This window comes from Demequina sp. NBRC 110054 (assembly GCF_002090115.1).
Taxonomy (GTDB): Bacteria; Actinomycetota; Actinomycetes; order Actinomycetales; family Demequinaceae; genus Demequina.
The window spans coordinates 101,739-119,783 of sequence record NZ_BBRK01000005.1 but is presented as its reverse complement, the minus strand read 5'-3'; the positions used below and the strand labels follow the sequence as shown (position 1 = coordinate 119,783).

General features: G+C 69.2%; 13 protein-coding genes. 2 read left to right on the top strand and 11 right to left on the bottom strand.

What is annotated here, in order from left to right; translation table 11 throughout:
* Nucleotides 1–140: 140 nt before the first annotated feature.
* Genes whiA through uvrA form a run of 5 tightly spaced genes read right to left on the bottom strand, consistent with a single transcriptional unit; the run spans nt 141 to nt 7,744 of the window.
* Nucleotides 141–1,124, bottom strand: a complete 984-nt coding sequence (gene whiA / locus B7K23_RS09810; protein ID WP_084126413.1) for a DNA-binding protein WhiA — start codon at nt 1,122–1,124, stop codon at nt 141–143.
* 20 nt (nt 1,125–1,144) lie between these two features.
* Nucleotides 1,145–2,113, bottom strand: a complete 969-nt coding sequence (gene yvcK / locus B7K23_RS09805; RefSeq protein ID WP_234996488.1) for a gluconeogenesis factor YvcK family protein — start codon at nt 2,111–2,113, stop codon at nt 1,145–1,147.
* Nucleotides 2,097–3,014: an RNase adapter RapZ gene (rapZ, locus tag B7K23_RS09800; RefSeq protein ID WP_084126411.1), complete on the bottom strand. Its 918-nt coding sequence runs from the start codon at nt 3,012–3,014 to the stop codon at nt 2,097–2,099. The genes yvcK and rapZ overlap by 17 nt, the downstream gene beginning before the upstream one ends.
* Complete coding sequence (gene uvrC, locus B7K23_RS09795) at nt 3,011–4,894, bottom strand: excinuclease ABC subunit UvrC (protein ID WP_084126410.1); 1,884 nt, start codon at nt 4,892–4,894, stop codon at nt 3,011–3,013. The genes rapZ and uvrC overlap by 4 nt, the downstream gene beginning before the upstream one ends.
* A gap of 9 nt (nt 4,895–4,903) precedes the next feature.
* Nucleotides 4,904–7,744, bottom strand: a complete 2,841-nt coding sequence (gene uvrA / locus B7K23_RS09790) for an excinuclease ABC subunit UvrA (protein ID WP_084126409.1) — start codon at nt 7,742–7,744, stop codon at nt 4,904–4,906.
* Nucleotides 7,745–7,888: 144 nt separating this feature from the next.
* Between uvrA and B7K23_RS09785 the strand changes: the two genes are divergently transcribed.
* Nucleotides 7,889–8,188 carry a YciI family protein gene (locus tag B7K23_RS09785; RefSeq protein ID WP_159451376.1) on the top strand — a complete coding sequence of 100 codons (300 nt, stop codon included), beginning with the start codon at nt 7,889–7,891 and terminating at the stop codon, nt 8,186–8,188.
* 26 nt (nt 8,189–8,214) lie between these two features.
* On the opposite strand, the gene B7K23_RS09780 is transcribed toward B7K23_RS09785, so the two are convergent.
* The 6 genes from B7K23_RS09780 to polA all read right to left on the bottom strand — a co-directional run bounded on the left by B7K23_RS09780 (nt 8,215) and on the right by polA (nt 17,562).
* On the bottom strand, nt 8,215–9,255 hold the full coding sequence (locus B7K23_RS09780) for a TerC family protein (protein WP_200809820.1): 1,041 nt from the start codon (nt 9,253–9,255) through the stop codon (nt 8,215–8,217).
* Between the two features lie 28 nt (nt 9,256–9,283).
* Nucleotides 9,284–11,341: an excinuclease ABC subunit UvrB gene (uvrB, locus tag B7K23_RS09775; protein ID WP_084126407.1), complete on the bottom strand. Its 2,058-nt coding sequence runs from the start codon at nt 11,339–11,341 to the stop codon at nt 9,284–9,286.
* A 137-nt stretch (nt 11,342–11,478) separates the two neighbouring features.
* Complete coding sequence (coaE, locus tag B7K23_RS09770) at nt 11,479–12,081, bottom strand: dephospho-CoA kinase (RefSeq protein ID WP_084126406.1); 603 nt, start codon at nt 12,079–12,081, stop codon at nt 11,479–11,481.
* Nucleotides 12,082–12,205: 124 nt separating this feature from the next.
* Nucleotides 12,206–13,696: a 30S ribosomal protein S1 gene (gene rpsA / locus B7K23_RS09765; RefSeq protein WP_084126405.1), complete on the bottom strand. Its 1,491-nt coding sequence runs from the start codon at nt 13,694–13,696 to the stop codon at nt 12,206–12,208.
* A gap of 178 nt (nt 13,697–13,874) precedes the next feature.
* On the bottom strand, nt 13,875–14,897 hold the full coding sequence (locus B7K23_RS09760) for a 6-phosphofructokinase (RefSeq protein WP_084126404.1): 1,023 nt from the start codon (nt 14,895–14,897) through the stop codon (nt 13,875–13,877).
* 10 nt (nt 14,898–14,907) lie between these two features.
* Nucleotides 14,908–17,562, bottom strand: a complete 2,655-nt coding sequence (gene polA / locus B7K23_RS09755) for a DNA polymerase I (protein ID WP_255376304.1) — start codon at nt 17,560–17,562, stop codon at nt 14,908–14,910.
* 18 nt (nt 17,563–17,580) lie between these two features.
* Between polA and B7K23_RS09750 the strand changes: the two genes are divergently transcribed.
* The gene (locus B7K23_RS09750) at nt 17,581–17,994 is read left to right on the top strand and encodes a PaaI family thioesterase (protein WP_143338227.1); all 414 of its coding nucleotides are present in this window, start codon (nt 17,581–17,583) and stop codon (nt 17,992–17,994) included.
* Nucleotides 17,995–18,045 lie beyond the last annotated feature (51 nt).

Genomic DNA, 18,045 nt, shown 5'->3' with positions numbered 1-18,045 from the left:
CGCGTTAGGTAGCAGATGGGCCGCACCACATAGTGCGAGATGACACCGCGCATGGGCGGGTCACTGATGCCACCCTACAACCATTCGGGGAAGCCGTCCGCGCGACGAAGGTCCCGACGCAATGCAGGGAAGTTGACGGATCAGTCAACCTCGATGAGGTCGGGTCCGATGCCCGCCTCGGTGTCGGGGATGCCCAGCTCCTCGGCCCGCTTGTCGGCGGTCGCGAGCAGGCGGCGGATGCGCCCCGCGACGGCGTCCTTCGTGAGCTGCGGGTCGGCGAGCCGTCCCAGCTCCTCGAGCGACGCGTCTCGGTGCGCGAGCCTCAGCTCGCCCGCCTCTCGCAGGTGCTCGGGCACGTCGTCGGCGAGGATCTCGAAGGCCCGGGCGACGCGGGCCGAGGCGGCGACCGCGGCCTGCGCCGAGCGTCGGAGGTTCGCGTCGTCGAAGTTCGCGAGCCGGTTCGCGGTGCCGCGCACCTCGCGCCGGGTCCGCTTCTCCTCCCACTCGAGCATCGCGTCGTGCGCGCCGAGGCGCGCGAGCATCTGTGCGATCGCCTCGCCGTCGCGGATGACCACGCGGTCCACGCCGCGCACCTCACGCGACTTCGCCGTGACGCCGAGGCGTCGCGCGGCGCCCACGAGCGCGAGGGCTGCCTCGGGCCCGGGTGCGGTGACCTCGAGGGCCGCCGACCGTCCGGGCTCGGTGAGCGAGCCGTGCGCGATGAACGCGCCTCGCCAGGCGGCGACGGTGTCCTCGATCGAGCCGCCGACCACGTGCGGCGGGAGTCCTCGCACCGGGCGGCCACGGTGGTCGAGCAGCCCGGTCTGGCGGGCGAGCGACTCGCCGTCCTTGACGACGCGCACGACGTAGCGGTTGCCCTTGCGCAGCGCACCGCCCGACACGACGATGATCTCCGAGGCGAGGTTGTGGACCTCCTGGATGAACGCCCTGAGGCGACGGGCCCCGATCGCGGTGTCGAGCTCGGCCTCGATCACGATCCGCCCGGAGACGATGTGGAGCCCCCCGGCGAAGCGCAGCATCGTCGCCACCTCCGCCTTGCGAGCCGAGACCTTGTCGACCTGCACGCGTGCAAGTTCGTCCTTCACCTTCGCCGTCAGAGCCATGGGGACAATCGTGCCATGCCTCACGGGACCCGGTGCGACCCCGGGGCCGTGATCTGGACCGCGAACCGCAGCGCCTCCGCGAGACGCGCGGGATCGTGGCGGTCGATGCTCCCCTCGAGCCGCAGGGGACGCGCGACCACGCGCACGCCCCAGTCCTCGAGCTCCTCGCGCAGCTCGGGCTCCGCCGCGTGATCCTGGTCGACGACCACCGCACGCGGCACGAAGCCGGGCGCGACGCGACGCAGGGCACGGACGTCGTCCGCGCGACCCATGCCGACCGTCTCGACATCCTCGTAGCCGATGTTCAGCGTCAGCACGGTGCGGCTCGCGGCGGCGTGCAGCGCCTCGGACACGGGCCCGACCAGGAAGTGCGGGATCACCGAGGTGTACCAGCTGCCCGGGCCGAGGACCACCGTGTCTGCGCCCGCGACGGCCTCGAGGGTCGCCGCGGGCACCCGGGGCTGACGGGGCTCGTTCCTGAGGTCCACGACCCGGCCCTCGGCCGTCGCGACGGCCACCTGGCCGCGCACCTCGCGCACCTCGCCGTCCCGCTCGACCTGCGCGACGATCTCGAGGGGGTCGAGCGCCACGGGAAGCACCCTGCCCTCGGCCCTCAGCAGCCGCGCGACCCAGTCGAGCCCCTCGACGATGTCGCCGGTGTGCTGCCACAGCCCGGCGATGAGGAGGTTGCCCACCGCGTGACCGTGGAGCGGGCCGGAGGTGTCGAAGCGAGTCTGGAGCACGTCACGCCACGTGAGCCCCCAGGGAGTGTCCTCGCACAGCGCGCTGAGCGCCATGCGCAGGTCGCCAGGGGGCACGACGTCCATCTCGGCGCGCAGGCGACCCGACGATCCTCCGTCGTCCCCCACCGTCACCACGGCCGTGATGCTCTGGGCGAACCTTCTCAGCGCGGTGAGGGACGTGTAGAGCCCATGGCCCCCGCCCAGAGCGACGACGTGGGGGCCGGTCGACTCATCGGTCCTTGTCACGATGCGTCGTCCTCACCTCGTGACCGCGCTCCCTCAGGCGCGCGGACAGCTCCTCCGCCATCGCCACGGACCGGTGCTTGCCACCGGTGCAGCCCACGGCGATCGTGACCGAGTGCTTGTCGTGGGCGCGGTACCCCGACAGCGCGATCTCGAGCACGTCCACGTATCCCGCGAGGAACGCCTGGGCGTCCTCGGAGCTCATCACGTGATCGCGCACGGCGGGATCGATCCCCGTGAGGGGCCGCAGCTCGGGAACCCAGTGGGGGTTGGGCAGGAAGCGCACGTCGGCGACGTAGTCCGCGTCCACCGGGGCGCCGTTCTTGAACCCGAAGGACATCACGTTCACGTGCAGCGTCGGGACCTCATCCGAGAACTCCTCGGTGATCGCGTCGCGCAGCTGATGGACGTTGAGCGAGGACGTGTCGATCACGAGGTCCGCGCGCGCCCGTACCGCGGCGACGGCCTGTCGCTCACGCACGATGCCCTCGTGGATCGTGGCGTCACCCTGCAGGGGATGCGGCCGACGCGCCTCCTCGAAGCGCCGCACGAGCGTCTCGTCGGACGCGTCGAGGAACAGCACCCGCACGTCGACGCCACGATGCTCGAGGTCGTCGACCACGGACTCGAGATCCGCGAAGTAGCCGCCGCCTCGGACATCCACGACGGTCGCGAGCCTGCGCTCGGGATCCGTCGCCACCATGGCGACGAGAGAGCCGAGCATCTGCGGCGGCAGGTTGTCCACGACGTACCAGCCCAGATCGCTCAGCACCGCCGCGGCGCGGGTGCGCCCCGCGCCGGACATGCCGGTGACGATGAGCACCTGGGAGTCCGGGTGCATCCCTGTGAGGTCGGGGCGGGGCAGGCCCGACGGATAGGTCTCGGGCGCCGGGTCGTCCGTCATGCCTCCAGCATGCCACCCGTGCCGTGCAGAGCGGCGTGAATCGCCGCGGCGAGCTGCTGGCCGACGCCTGGCACCATCGCGATCTGGTCGATGCTCGCCTCCTTCAGGCGCGCCACGGAGCCGAAGTGCGTCACGAGCGACTTGGCCCGCGCCGGCCCGACCCCGGGGATCTCGTCGAGCGCGGAGGCCTTCATCGCCTTGCCCCGCTTCCTGCGGTGCGCGGTGATCGCGAAGCGGTGGGCCTCGTCGCGCACGCGCTGGAGGAGGTACAGAGGCTCGGAGCCGCGCGGCAGGATCACGGGGAACTCCTCCCCCGGCACCCACACCTCCTCGAGGCGCTTCGCGAGACCGACCAGCGCGACGTCGTCGATGCCCAGCCGCTCAAGGACGCGCCGTGCGGCCTCGACCTGAGGCAGCCCTCCGTCGACCACCACGAGCTGTGGCGGATACGCGAAGCGCGACGACTCGCGCTCCTCGGGAGGCAGCTCCCGATCGGCGAGCAGGCGCTGGAAGCGCCGCGTGAGCACCTCGTCCATCGCGGCGGTGTCGTCGGCCGCGTCCCGCACGGTGAACTGCCGATACTCGGCCTTGCGCGGAAGCGCGTCCTCGAAGACGACCATCGAGCCCACCATGTTCGTGCCCTGGGTGTGGGAGATGTCGTAGCACTCGATCCGCAGCGGCGCCTCGGACATGCCGAGCGCCTCCTGGAGCTCCTGGAGCGCCTGGGACCTGCTCGTGAGATCGGAGGCGCGCTTGAGGCGATGCTGGTCGAGCACCTGCTGCGCATTCTGTCGTCCCGTGGCCGCGAGCTCGGCTTTCTTGCCTCGCTCGGGGGTGCGGAGCGAGACCTTCGCACCGCGCACCCCGGCGAGCCAGTCGGCGAGCGGCGCCGCATCGTCCGGAAGCACCGGCACGAGCACCTCGGGCGGGATGTCCCCCGACTCGACCGACGCGTACGCCTCCTGGACCAGCTGGGTGATCATCTGCGCCGAGTTCAGCGGCTCGGGCTTGTCGACGACCCAGCCGCGCTCCCCCGCGATGCGGCCGTCGCGCACGCGGAACACGTGTGCCGACGCCTCGAGGTCCTCGTCGATCAGGCTGAACACGTCCACGTCGGTGCCCTGCGACAGCACGATCGCGTTGCGCTCGAGCACGCTGCGCAGCGCCTCGAGCCTGTCGCGTGCGCGCGCCGCCACCTCGAACTCCTCACGCGCCGCCGCGTCCTCCATCTGCCTCGCAAGGTCGCGGATCAGCGGCTTCGCGTCGCCGCCGAGGACCTGGCAGACCCGGTCGGCGAGGTCACGGTGGTCCTCGGGCGAGATCTTGCCCACGCACGGCGCCGCGCACTTGTCGATGTAGCCGAGCAGGCAGGGACGGCCCTGGCGCTCGGCCTTGCGGAAGACCGCGGCGGCGCACGTGCGCATCGGCAGCACCGTGAGCAGCGTGTCGACGGTCTCCCGGATGGCCCACGCCTTCGCGTACGGACCGAAGTACCGCACGCCCTTGCGGCGGTCACCGCGCATGACCTGCATGCGGGGGAACTGCTCGTTCATGGTGACGGCGAGGAACGGGTACGACTTGTCGTCGCGGAAGACCACGTTGAACCGCGGGTCGTACTCCTTGATCCACGTGTGCTCGAGGATCAGGGCCTCGACCTCGTTGCGGACCACGGTCCATTCCACGGACGATGCGGTCGTCACCATCGCGCGGGTGCGCGGGTGCAGTCGCTCGAGCGGCTGGAAGTAGTTCTGCAGGCGCGCGCGCAGGCTCTTGGCCTTCCCCACGTACACGACGCGGCCGTGGGGGTCCCTGAAGCGGTAGACGCCCGGGCGCGCCGGGATCGTCCCGGTCGCGGGCCTGTAGTCGGCGGGGTTCGTCACCGCGCCAGCCTACGCGGGGGCACCGACGCCGAGGATCTCCGCGAGGAACCGACCCGTGTGGCTCGCCTCGACGTCCGCGACCTCCTCGGGCGTGCCCTCCGCGACGACGATGCCGCCGCCGGAACCGCCCTCGGGCCCCATGTCGATGACCCAGTCGGCGGACTTGATGACGTCGAGGTTGTGCTCGATCACGATGACCGTGTTGCCCTTCTCGACGAGGCCCTGGAGCACAAGCAGCAGCTTGCGGACGTCCTCGAAGTGCAGTCCGGTGGTCGGCTCGTCGAGGACGTAGACCGTCCGGCCCGTCGAGCGGCGCTGGAGCTCGGCCGCGAGCTTCACGCGCTGCGCCTCGCCGCCGGACAGGGTCGGCGCCGGCTGCCCCAGGCGCACGTAGCCGAGACCGACGTCGACGAGCGTGCGCAGATGTCTTGAGATCGAGGGAATCGCCTCGAAGAACTCCGCGGCCTCCTCGATCGGCATGTCGAGCACGTCGGCGACGGTCTTGCCCTTGAAGTGCACCTCGAGCGTCTCCCGGTTGTACCGCGCGCCCTTGCACACCTCGCACGGCACGTAGACGTCGGGAAGGAAGTTCATCTCGATCTTGAGCGTGCCGTCACCCGAGCAAGACTCGCATCGTCCGCCCTTGACGTTGAAGGAGAATCGTCCGGGGCCGTAGCCGCGCACCTTCGCCTCGGTGGTGTCGGCGAAGAGCTTGCGGACCTTGTCCCACACGCCCGTGTACGTCGCCGGGTTGGAGCGCGGAGTGCGGCCGATCGGCCCCTGATCCACGTGGACGATCTTGTCCAGGTGGTCGGTGCCGGTGATGCGCGTGTGCCGACCCGCGACCTGACGCGCGTGGTTGAGCGTGTTCGCGAGGCTCGTGTAGAGGATCGAGTTCACGAGGGTCGACTTGCCGGAGCCCGAGACTCCCGTGACCGCGGTGAGGACGCCGAGCGGGAACGTCACGTCGATGTTCCGCAGGTTGTTCTCGCGGGCACCGACCACGACGAGCTCGCGTCCCTTGGTCAGCTCGCGCCTCTCGGCGGGCGCCTCGATGGACCGGCGTCCCGACACGTAGGCGCCCGTGACCGACCGCTCGTTGGCGAGCAGGTCCTCGTACGATCCCGAGTGGACGACCTCGCCGCCGTGCTCCCCCGCGCCGGGGCCCACGTCGACGACCCAGTCGGCGGTGCGGATCGTGTCCTCGTCGTGCTCGACGACGATGAGCGTGTTGCCCAGGTCGCGAAGCCTCGTGAGCGTGTCGATCAGGCGCCGGTTGTCGCGCTGATGCAGGCCGATGCTCGGCTCGTCGAGCACGTAGAGCACGCCGACCAGGCCGGAGCCGATCTGGGTCGCGAGCCGGATGCGCTGCGCCTCGCCGCCCGAGAGGGTGCCGGCCGCGCGCGACATCGTGAGGTAGTCGAGGCCGACGTCGAGCAGGAAGCCCAGCCGCGCGTCGATCTCCTTGAGCACCTGGACAGCGATCGAGCGGCCGCGCTCGTCGAGCTCGGCGGTCGCGAGGAAGTCCCGAGCGTCGGCGATCGACAGATCGCAGACCTCCGCGATCGACCGGCCGCCGATCGTCACCGCGAGCACCTCGGGCTTGAGGCGCGAACCCTTGCACACGGGGCAGTCGACCTCGCGCATGTAGGCCTCGTACTTCTCTCGCGAGAAGTCCGACTCCGTCTGCTCGTGGAGGCGCTCGAGCCACGTCACGACGCCCTCGAAGCCCGTCGTGTACTGGCGCTCACGGCCGAAGCGGTTCTTGAAGCGCACGTGGACCTTGTAGTCCTTGCCGTTGAGGATCGCGTTCCTCGCGGCCTTCGGCAGGTTCTCCCACGGCTCGTCGAGCGAGAAGTCGAGCTCGTCGGCCAGCGCCGCGACCGTGCGCCCGAAGTACTCCGAGGACGTCTGGGCCCACGGCGCGACCGCGCCCTCGTTGAGCGTCCTCTGCGGGTCCGGGATGACGAGCTCGGGGTCGACCTCGAGGCGCACGCCGATGCCCGTGCACTCGGGGCAGGCGCCGTACGGGGCGTTGAACGAGAACGTGCGAGGCTCCATCTCCTCGAGCGTCAGCACGTGATCGTTGGGGCACGCGCGCTTCTCGCTGTAGCGGCGCTGCGGGAGCTCGCCGTCGACGGGGTCGATCACGACGAGGCCGTCCGCGATCCGCAACGCGGTCTCGACCGAGTCGGCAAGGCGCTGCCGGACGCCGTCGCGGGCGACGAGGCGATCGACGACGACCTCGATGTCGTGCTTGAGCTTCTTCTCGAGCTGCGGAGGCTCGGTGAGCTGCACCGTCTCGCCGTCGACGCGGGCGCGGGCGAAGCCCTGCTGCTGGAGCTCCTCGAAGAGGTCCTGGTACTCGCCCTTGCGGCCGCGCACCACCGGCGCGAGCACCTGGTAGCGCGTGCCCTCGGGAAGCGCGAGCACCGAGTCGACGATCTGCTGCGGAGTCTGCGAGCGGATCTCCTCGCCGCACACGGGGCAATGCGGCGTGCCGACGCGCGCGTAGAGCAGGCGCAGGTAGTCGTAGACCTCGGTGATCGTGCCCACGGTCGAGCGCGGGTTGCGGTTCGTCGACTTCTGATCGATGGACACCGCCGGCGACAGGCCCTCGATGAAGTCGACGTCGGGCTTGTCCATCTGCCCGAGGAACTGGCGCGCGTACGCGCTCAGCGACTCGACGTAGCGGCGCTGCCCCTCCGCGAAGATCGTGTCGAAGGCCAGGGAGGACTTGCCGGATCCGGACAGCCCCGAGAACACGATGAGAGAGTCCCGGGGAAGGTCCAGATCGACGCCCTTGAGGTTGTGCTCGCGCGCTCCGCGCACCAGGATCCGGTCGTTCACACGGCAATGCTACGCGCTCCCGCTTCGAACACCTGTTCGATGCCGTTCGCGTGTCGCGTCCCGGTGCCACCCGAGAGGATCTGGCGTGCCGCGGCCGCGGAGCGCCACGGGCGCGGAGCACGCCCGGTGGTACAGGATGGGTCCATGAGCCTCTACGCAGTGCACTACACGTACGACGAGCGCGCCGAGGAGCGCGCAGCCAGGCGCCCTGAGCACCTTGGCCACTTCCGCGCGCTCGCCGCGGAGGGGAAGGTGCCCGTCATCGGCCGCTACGGCGACGAGCTCGAGCCCGGTGCGCTCATCGTGCTCGACGTCGACTCGCTCGACGAGGCGGAGACCATCGTGGCGAACGATCCCTACGTGCTCGCGGGCCTCGTTCCCGAGCGGGTCATCCGCGAGTGGCCCGCATTCGGCGCGTGGCCCGGGCGCGACTTCCCCGCCTGAGCCCGAACGGCCGGTAGCCGGCCTCGCTAGACCTGCTCGTTCTCGTCGGTGCGAGGCTCGGGTTCGACATCCTCGCGCGGGTCGTGCAGATGCTCCCCCGTGCGCCGCGAGACGATCAGCGAGGCGATCGCTGCCGTGCCGAGCACGCCGACGATCACCCCGAGCGACACCCACGTGGACGGGACGGGCACGCTCTCGAAGGGCTGACCGTCGTTGAGGAACGGCAGCGTGTTGCCGTGCAGGGCCTCGAGGATCATCTTGACGCCGATGAACCCGAGCACGACTGCAAGGCCGTAGGACAGGTAGATGAGGCGGCTGAGCAGGCCATCGACCACGAAGAAGAGCTGGCGCAGCCCCAGCAGGGCGAGGGCGTTCGCGGTGAAGACGATGTACGGATCCTGCGTGAGCCCGAAGATGGCCGGGATCGAGTCGAGCGCGAACATCACGTCGGTCGATCCCAGCGCGACGACCACGAGCAGCAGCGGCGTCACCATGCGCTTGCCGTGCTCGTGGACGAGCATGTGGGTGCCGCGGTAGCCGTCCGTCACCGGCATGGCTCGACGCACCGCGCGGATGAAGGCGTTCTCCTTGTACTCGGTCTCCCCCTCCTCGGCGCCGCCCTCCCGACCGACCATGATCGCGGTGTAGATGAGGAAGAGCCCGAACAGGAAGAACACCCAGTGGAAGGCGTTGAGCGCCGCGGCGCCGGCGGCGATGAAGAAGCCTCGGAACACGAGCGCGAGGGCGATTCCGATGAGAAGCACCCGCTCCCTCAGCTTGGGCGGCACCGCGAAGCGCGTGAGGATCACGAGGAACACGAACAGGTTGTCGACCGACAGCGACTTCTCCGTCACGTATCCGGCGAGGAACTCCGCGCCCTTGTCCGGCGTGGACCACCACCAGAAGCTCGCTCCGAACAGGAGCGAGATGCCGATGTAGAACACGGACCACCACATCGACTCCTTGAAGGAGGGCACGTGCGGGCGGCCCACGACCACGAAGAAGTCGAAGGCGAACATGCCGACGATGACCGCGAGCGTGATCGTCCAGACGAGGGGTGATTCCACCCGATCATCCTAGAGGCGGCACGAGGGGTCAGCCCGCGGCGAGCATGCCCCTGAGCTCCTTCTTGAGCTCGCCGATCTCATCGCGCAGCCGCGCCGCGAGCTCGAACTGCAGCTCGGAGGCGGCCTCGCGCATCTGCGCGGACAGCTCCTCGATCAGGTCGGAGAGCTCCTCGGCGGGCCGCTCGCGCTGCTGCGGGTCGACCGTGCTCGGCGTCGGGGCCTTCGCGCGCGCCTCCTCGAGGGTCTGTGCGGTGTCGGCCTCCTCGCGCGCGAGCATCTCGGTGATGTCGCCGATGCGCTTGCGCAGCGGCGTGGGGTCGATGCCGTGCTCGGTGTTGTACGCGACCTGGATCTCGCGACGGCGATTGGTCTCGTCGATCGCGGATGCCATGGAGTCCGTGATCGTGTCCGCATACATGTGGACCTCACCGGAGACGTTGCGCGCCGCGCGGCCGATCGTCTGGATCAGCGAGGTCCCCGAGCGGAGGAACCCCTCCTTGTCCGCGTCGAGGATCGACACGAGAGAGACCTCCGGAAGGTCGAGGCCCTCGCGCAGCAGGTTGATGCCCACGAGCACGTCGAAGCGTCCCCGCCGCAGCTCGCGGAGCAGCTCCACCCGGCGCAGCGTGTCCACGTCCGAGTGGAGGTACTCGACGCGGACCTCTCGATCGGACAGGTACTCGGTGAGATCCTCCGCCATCTTCTTGGTCAGGGTCGTCACGAGCACGCGCTCGTCGCGCTCGACGCGCAGCCGGATCTCCTCGAGGAGGTCGTCGATCTGCCCCTCGGTCGGCTTGACGACGATCTTGGGGTCGACGAGGCCCGTCGGGCGGATGATCTGCTCGACCACTCCGTCGGAGCGCTCGAGCTCGTACTGCCCTGGGGTCGCCGAGAGGTACACGGTCTGGCCGATCCGCTCCTGGAACTCGGGGAACTTCAGCGGCCGGTTGTCGAGCGCGGACGGGAGCCTGAAGCCGTGGTCGACCAGGGTGCGCTTGCGCGACGCGTCGCCCTCGTACATCGCGCCGATCTGCGGCACCGTCACGTGCGACTCGTCGATCACGAGCAGGAAGTCGTCCGGGAAGTAGTCGAGGAGCGTGTGAGGGGGCGTCCCCTGCTCGCGCTGCTCGATGTGCCTCGAGTAGTTCTCGATGCCCGAGCAGGTGCCGACCGACCGCATCATCTCGAGGTCGAACGTCGTGCGCATCTTGAGCCGCTGCGCCTCGAGCAGCTTGTTCTGCCGCTCGAGCTCCTGAAGCCGCTCCTCGAGCTCGAGCTCGATGGTCCGGATCGCCGCGTTCATGCGCTCCTCGCTCGCGACATAGTGCGAGGCCGGGAACAGGTGCACCTGCTCGCGCTTCTCGACCACGTCGCCCGTGAGCGGATGCAGCGTGTAGAGCGCCTCGACCTCGTCGCCGAACATCTCGATGCGGATCGCGAGCTCCTCGTACACCGGGATGATCTCCACGGTGTCGCCACGCACGCGGAACGTGCCGCGGGTGAACGCGAGGTCGTTGCGCGCGTACTGCATCTGCACGAACTCCCGCAGTAGCGAGTCACGATCCACGACATCGCCCACCGCGAGCGTCACCATGCCCTGGATGTACTCCTCGGGAGTGCCGAGACCGTAGATGCACGACACCGACGAGACGACGACGACGTCGCGTCGCGTCAGCAGTGAGTTGGTCGCGGAGTAGCGCAGCCGCTCGACCTCCTCGTTGATCGACGAGTCCTTCTCGATGAAGGTGTCCGTCTGCGGGACATAGGCCTCGGGCTGGTAGTAGTCGTAGTAGCTCACGAAGTACTCGACGGCGTTGTGCGGGAGGAGCTCGCGGAACTCGTTCGCGAGCTGCGCCGCGAGCGTCTTGTTGTGCGCCATCACAAGCGTCGGCCGCTGCAGCCTCTCGACGAGCCAAGCGGTGGTCGCGGACTTTCCCGTTCCGGTCGCACCGAGCAGCACGACGTCCCGCTCGCCCGCATCGATCCGGCGGGCGAGATCGTCGATCGCCTTGGGCTGGTCGCCCGACGGCTTGTACTCGGAGACCACCTGGAAGGGGTGGTCGGCTCTGCGCAGGTCCGGGGTCATGGCACTACGGTACGCCGAGGCTCTGACATCGCCGTCCCGCTCCCCCAGGCCCCGATCCGCACGTCTGCACGAGGCATTCGAGGGCGTGGAGACCTGGCACGAGCACGCGTCAGCCCAGGGAGCGCAAGGGGGCGTGGCTAGCGGGAGGCCCCCGGCACCACACGGCCCCACAGCTCGTCGACCTGCGCCCGCAGATGCTCGGGAGAGCCGTTCCCGTCCAGGACGACATCGGCGATCGTGGCGCGTTGCGCATCGGTGGCCTGTGAGGCCATCCGCGCCACGGCCTCGGCGTGCGGCATCCCCCGGCCGTCGATGAGTCGCTTGACCCTCACCGCGTGGTCGGCCTGGATCGCGATCACCATGTCGAACCCGTCGCCGTAGCCGGTCTCGAACAGGAGCGGGATGTCGTGCACGACGACGGGCACGCCGTCGTTGCGCGCCTTGCGGTCCTCCGCCTGGCTCATGGCGAACACTGTCGGGTGGACGATGCCGTTGAGCCGCGCGAGCGCCGCCGGGTCGTTGAAGACGATGCCGGCCAGCGCCTTGCGGTCGAGCTGGCCATCGCGCAGGACGCGGTCGCCGAACTCCCGCACGATGTCGACGAGCGCGGCCGAGCCGGGCTCGACGGCGCGCCGGGCGAGCTCGTCATGATCCACGAGCCGCGCGCCGAGCTCCTCGAAGCGCGCGGCGGCAGTCGACTTCCCGGCACCGATGCCGCCGGTCAGGCCAATTCGCAGCATCCCGGGAGTCAACCACCGGGAGGCATGCCTCCGCAACAGGAAGAGACGCGCGCCACACTGCATGTCGGCGGGAAGCACGAAGGGCCGCGACCCTTGCGGATCGCGGCCCTTCGACGGGTGATGCTTAGTTGCCCGTCAGCTTCTCACGCAGAGCGGCGAGACGCTCGTCCGAGGCCAGCGTGCCGGCGTCGGCGGAGTCCTCGTCCTGCGAGCTGTACGAGGTCGGGCCACCCTTGGCGCCCGCGCGCTTGCGCGGCGCGGCAGCCGGGGCCTCCGCCTCGGCGACGGCAGCCTGCTCGTCCTGCTTGGCGACGAACGACTTGTGGGCCTCCCAGCGCTCGTGGGCCTCGGCGTACTCCGCCTCCCACGCCTCGCGCTGCTCCTCGTAGCCCTCGCGCCACTCCTGGGTCTCCGGGTCGAAGCCCTCGGGGTACTTGTAGTTGCCCTGCTCGTCGTACTCGGCCGTCATGCCGTAGAGCGCGGGGTCGAAGTCCTCGCCCGCGGGGTCGACGCCCTCGTTCGCCTGCTTGATGGACAGCGAGATGCGGCGACGCTCGAGGTCGATGTCGATGATCTTGACGAAGACCTCCTCGTCGGCCTGGACGACCTGCTCGGGCAGCTCGACGTGGCGGACGGCGAGCTCCGAGATGTGCACCAGGCCCTCGATGCCCTCGAAGACGCGGACGAACGCGCCGAACGGGACGAGCTTCGTGACCTTGCCCGGGACGATCTGGCCGATCGCGTGGGTGCGGGCGTAGACCGCCCACGGGTCCTCCTGGGTCGCCTTGAGCGACAGCGAGACGCGCTCGCGGTCCATGTCGATGTCGAGAACCTCGACCTCGACCTCCTGGCCGACCGAGACGACCTCGTTCGGGTGGTCGATGTGCTTCCACGACAGCTCGGAGACGTGCACGAGGCCGTCCACGCCGCCGAGGTCGACGAACGCACCGAAGTTGACGATCGACGAGACGACACCCTTGCGGACCTGGCCCGGCTTGAGCGCGGTGAGGAACGACGAGCGCACCTCGGACTGCGTCTGCTCGAGGAAGGCACGGCGCGACAGGACCACGTTGTTGCGGTTCTTGTCGAGCTCGATGATCTTCGCCTCGATCTGCTGACCGATGTAGGGGCCCAGGTCGCGGACGCGACGCATCTCGACGAGCGAGGCGGGCAGGAAGCCGCGCAGACCGATGTCCACGATCAGGCCGCCCTTGACGACCTCGATGACGGTACCGGTGACGACGCCGTCCTCCTCCTTGACCTTCTCGATCGAGCCCCAGGCGCGCTCGTACTGCGCACGCTTCTTGGACAGGATCAGACGGCCTTCCTTGTCCTCCTTGGTGAGAACGAGGGCCTCGATCGTGTCGCCGACGTTGACGACATCGTCGGGGTCGGCGTCGTGACGGATGGAGAGCTCGCGGGCGGGGATGACGCCTTCGGTCTTGTAACCGATGTCGAGGAGGACCTCGTCACGGTCGACCTTGACGATGGTGCCCTCGACGAGGTCGCCGTCGTCGAAGTTCTTGATGGTCGCGTCGATGGCAGCGAGGAAATCCTCAGCGGTGCCGATGTCGTTGACGGCGATCGGGGTGGACTCGGGGGAGGAAACGGACATTAAGGAGTAGCTCCGGTGGACAGGGAATTCGTATGAATATGGACAGGTCCTCGTTTGCGCGCGCGAACGCGCACAGAAGGCCGCTGACCATGCTACTCCCTTGCGAGCGCCTTGCACAAAGCAGCAAGGGTCACCGTCCGGTCACGATGTCCGGACGGTGACCCCACTGTCGCGCGGCTCAGAGCTCGCGTGCCGCCTGCAGGAGGTTCTCGGGAACCCACTTGGTCTTGCCGGACATCACCGCGAAGTCCTCAAGCACGACGTGCTCGCCCTGGATCGCGGTGAACTTGTGGCTCTCGCCGGCGACGATCCCGTCGATCGCGGCGACGCCGAAGCGGGTGCCGAGAAGTCGGTCGGCCGCCGTCGGGATTCCTCCGCGCTGGACGTAGCCCAGGACGGTGAGGCGCGTCGGGAACCCGGTGCGCGCCTCGATCGCCTTCGTGACCTCGTGCCCGATCGAGCCGGCGATCGGGTTGCCCTTCGCATCGATGGTCGGCTTGCCGTCCCACGAGCTCTCCTCGGCAGGGATGGCGCCCTCGGCGACCGCGACGATCGAGAAGTTCTTGTAGCGGTGACGGTGCTTGATCCGCTTCGCGATCTTGTCGATGTCGAACGGCTCCTCAGGGGCGAGGATGATGTCAGCACCGCCGGCGATACCAGCGGTGACGGCGATCCAGCCGCTGTGGCGGCCCATCAGCTCGACGACCATGACGCGGTTGTGCGACTCCGCCGTGGAGTGCAGACGGTCGATCGCCTCGGTGGCGACGGTGACGGCCGTGTCGAATCCGATCGCCGCGTCGGTGCCGACGACGTCGTTGTCGATCGTCTTCGGGATCCCGATCACCGGGATGCCGATCGCGTCCGACACCTTGCCGGCAGCCTTGAGCGTGCCGTCGCCGCCGATGCAGATGAGGCCGTCGAGCTTCTCATTCTGGACCGTGTCCTTGACGGCCTCCATGCCGCCCTTCACCTTGTGAGGGTGGCAGCGGGCCGTGCCGAGCATCGTGCCGCCCTCCACGAGCTTCCCGGACACGTCGTCGCGGGTGAGCGGCTTCGCGTCCCCGTCGATCACGCCCTGCCAGCCGTTCATGAAGCCGACGATCGAGCAGCCGTGCTGCGCGGTGCCGCGCTTCACCACCGCCCTGATCGCTGCGTTGAGCCCCGGGCAGTCTCCGCCGCCCGTGAGGATTCCGATGCGCATGCCACCATCCCTAGTGTCCTGCGGCGCGCCAGCTGGCGCCCGCTCCGACGTTCACGTCGAGCGGCACGGCGAGGTCAGCCGCGCCACCCATCTCCTCCCGAAGGATCGACTCGACCGCATCCCGCTCTCCGGGGGCCGTCTCGACCACGAGTTCATCATGCACTTGAAGTACCTGCCTGGATGACAGACGTTCGTCCTGCAGCCGACGATCCACCCCAAGCATGGCACGTTTGATGAGATCGGCCGCGGAGCCCTGGATCGGTGCGTTGAGCGCCGCCCGCTCCGCGATGTCCCGCCTCTGCCGGTTGGACGAGTTCAGGTCCGGGATGTACCGCCGGCGGCCGAAGATCGTCTCCGTGTATCCGTCCGTGCGGGCCTGCACGACGACGCCGTGGAGGTACTCCCTCACCGCGCCGAACCGCGCGAAGTAGTCGTCCATGAGCGCCTGCGCCTGGCCCACCTCGAGGCCGAGCTGCTTCGACAGCCCGAAGCTCGACAGCCCATAGGCGAGCCCGTAGGACATCGCCTTGACCTGCGAGCGCATCTGCGCCGTGACGTCCTCCGGCTCGACGCCGAACACTCGCGAGCCGACGAAACGGTGCAGGTCCTCCCCCGCACGGAAGGCCGAGATGAGCTCCTCGTCGCCCGACAGGTGCGCCATGATCCGCATCTCGATCTGGCTGTAGTCCGCCGTCACGAGAGTGTCGAAGGCGTCTCCGACGACGAAGGCCTCGCGGATCCGATGTCCCTCATCCGTCCGGATCGGGATGTTCTGCAGGTTCGGGTCGCGCGAGCTCAGGCGTCCCGTCGCTGCCACGGTCTGCGAGAACGTCGTGTGGATGCGCCCATCGGCGCGCACCTCCGTCGCGAGCCCCTTGATGATCTGCGCGAGCTTGGTGGCATCCCGGTGCGCGAGCAGCGCCTCGAGGAACGGGTGGGGCCGCTTCGTGTAGAGCTCCTGAAGGGAGCCTGCATCGGTCGAGTACCCGGTCTTGATCTTGCGGGTCTTGGGCATGCCGAGCCGTTCGAAGAGCACTTCCTGGAGCTGCTTGGGGCTGCCCAGGTTCACCTGGTCTCCGCCGATCGCGTCGTACGCGTCCTGCGCGGCGAGCGCGGCGCGGCCGAGGGCCTCGTCCGACAGGCCACCGAGATGAGCGGAGTCGACCGCGACACCCGCGTCCTCCATGCGCGCCAGCACCGCGATCAGCGGGATCTCGAGGTCGCGGTACAGGTCGGTCATCCCGCGGTCGGCCAGCTCAGGGGCGAGCACGTCCGCCAGCGCTGCGACTCGCGCCGCGCGCTCCCCCGCCGCGATCCCGACCGACGCACCGAGCCCGAGGTCGAGCTCATCTCCTCCCGCCGACGTGGCGGACGACACGCCCAGGTAGCGCTGCAGCACCGAGTCGAGATCGAAGCCCCGCTGGTCGGGGTTCACGAGGAACGCCGCGATCTGGGTGTCGCCCACGAGTCCTTCCAAGCTCATTCCGCGAGAGGCGAGCGAGTGCCACGCGTCCTTCGCCCCGTGGAGCACCTTGGGGACGCCAGGATCGCTTAGCCACGCGGCGAGGCGCTTCTCGTCGGCGGCAGACAGCTCCGCCAGATCGATGCCCCAGGCGTTGCCTCCCTGCGCAACGCCCACAGCCCACGCGTCCGCATCGGCGCCTCCCCTGCCATCCACGTGGACCGCGACCTCGCCGGCGAGGGCGACCACGGCATCGACCGCGCCCTCGACGACGACCTCGAGCTCCGGCTCGGGCTCCGCGTCCTGCGCGGCGTCGCCCGAGACGAACGGCATGAGGCGATCGCGCAGCGTCCGGAACTGGAGCGCATCGCACATCTCGTGGATGCCCTGCGCATCGGCGCCCTCGTACTCGAGGTCGGTGACCGCGAAAGGCACCTCGAGGTCGGTGAGCAGGTGGTTGAGCTCGCGGTTGAGGCGCACCTGGTCGAGGTGGTCCCGCAGGCTCTGTCCCGCCTTGCCGGGGACGTCGTCGGCCTGCGTGAGGATCTCCTCGAGCCCCCCGTACGTCCCGATCCACTTGGCGGCGGTCTTGGGTCCGACGCCGGGCACACCGGGGAGGTTGTCCGAGGTCTCGCCGACGAGCGCGGCCAGGTCTGGATACTGGCCAGGGTCGACGCCGTACTTCTCACGCACCGCGTCCGGCGTGAACTCGACGAGGTCGGAGACGCCCTTGCGCGGATACAGCAGCGTCACGTCCTCGTTGACGAGCTGGATGGTGTCGCGGTCACCCGAGACGACGAGGACGCGCATGCCGGCCTCTCGTCCGAGCCTCGCATACGTCGCGAGGAGATCGTCGGCCTCGTAGCGCTCCTTGTCGACCGCGGCCACGCCGAGCGCCGCGAGCATCTCGCGGATGAGCGGGACCTGAGGCTCGAACTCGGGCGGCGTCGCGTCGCGGGTGCCCTTGTAGGAGGGCAGGCGCTCGGTGCGGAACGTGCCGCCCGGGAGATCGAAGGCGACGGCCACGTGAGTCGGCTCGCGGTCCTTCATCAGCGACGCCAGCATCGTCGTGAAGCCGTACACGGCGTTGGTCGGGGTGCCCGTCGACGTGGCGAAGTTCTCGACCGGAAGGCCGAAGAACGCCCGGAATGCCATCGACAGTCCGTCCACGAGCAGAAGAGTTCCTTGGGGAGTGGTGCTCACACATGACAACCTATCGCCATGACTGACATCGATGACGATCTCACCGCCGTGGTGCCGGGCTCGCTCATGGAGCGACTCGGCATCTCGATCCTGGAGGTGTCCGCCGAGCGTGCCGTGGGGACGATGCCCGTGCACGGCAACACGCAGCCGCTGCGGCTGCTCCACGGCGGCGCCACCGCGGCGCTCGCCGAGACGCTCGGCTCCTACGCCGCCTACGTGCACGCCGGACCGGAACGCACCGCGGTCGGCGTCGACCTGTCGATCACCCATCACCGCGCCGTGCGCGAGGGTCTCGTGACCGCCACAGCGACCGCCCTGCACCTCGGCGGACGGGTCTGCTCTTACAGCATCGATGTCGTCGACGACAAGGACCGAAAGGTCGCTTCTGCGCGGCTTACCTGCATGTTGATCGCCCATTCGCAGGATTCTTAGCGGTTCGCGCAGGATTCCTGCCGAGGCCGCCACGTTATCGTCGCGCTACAC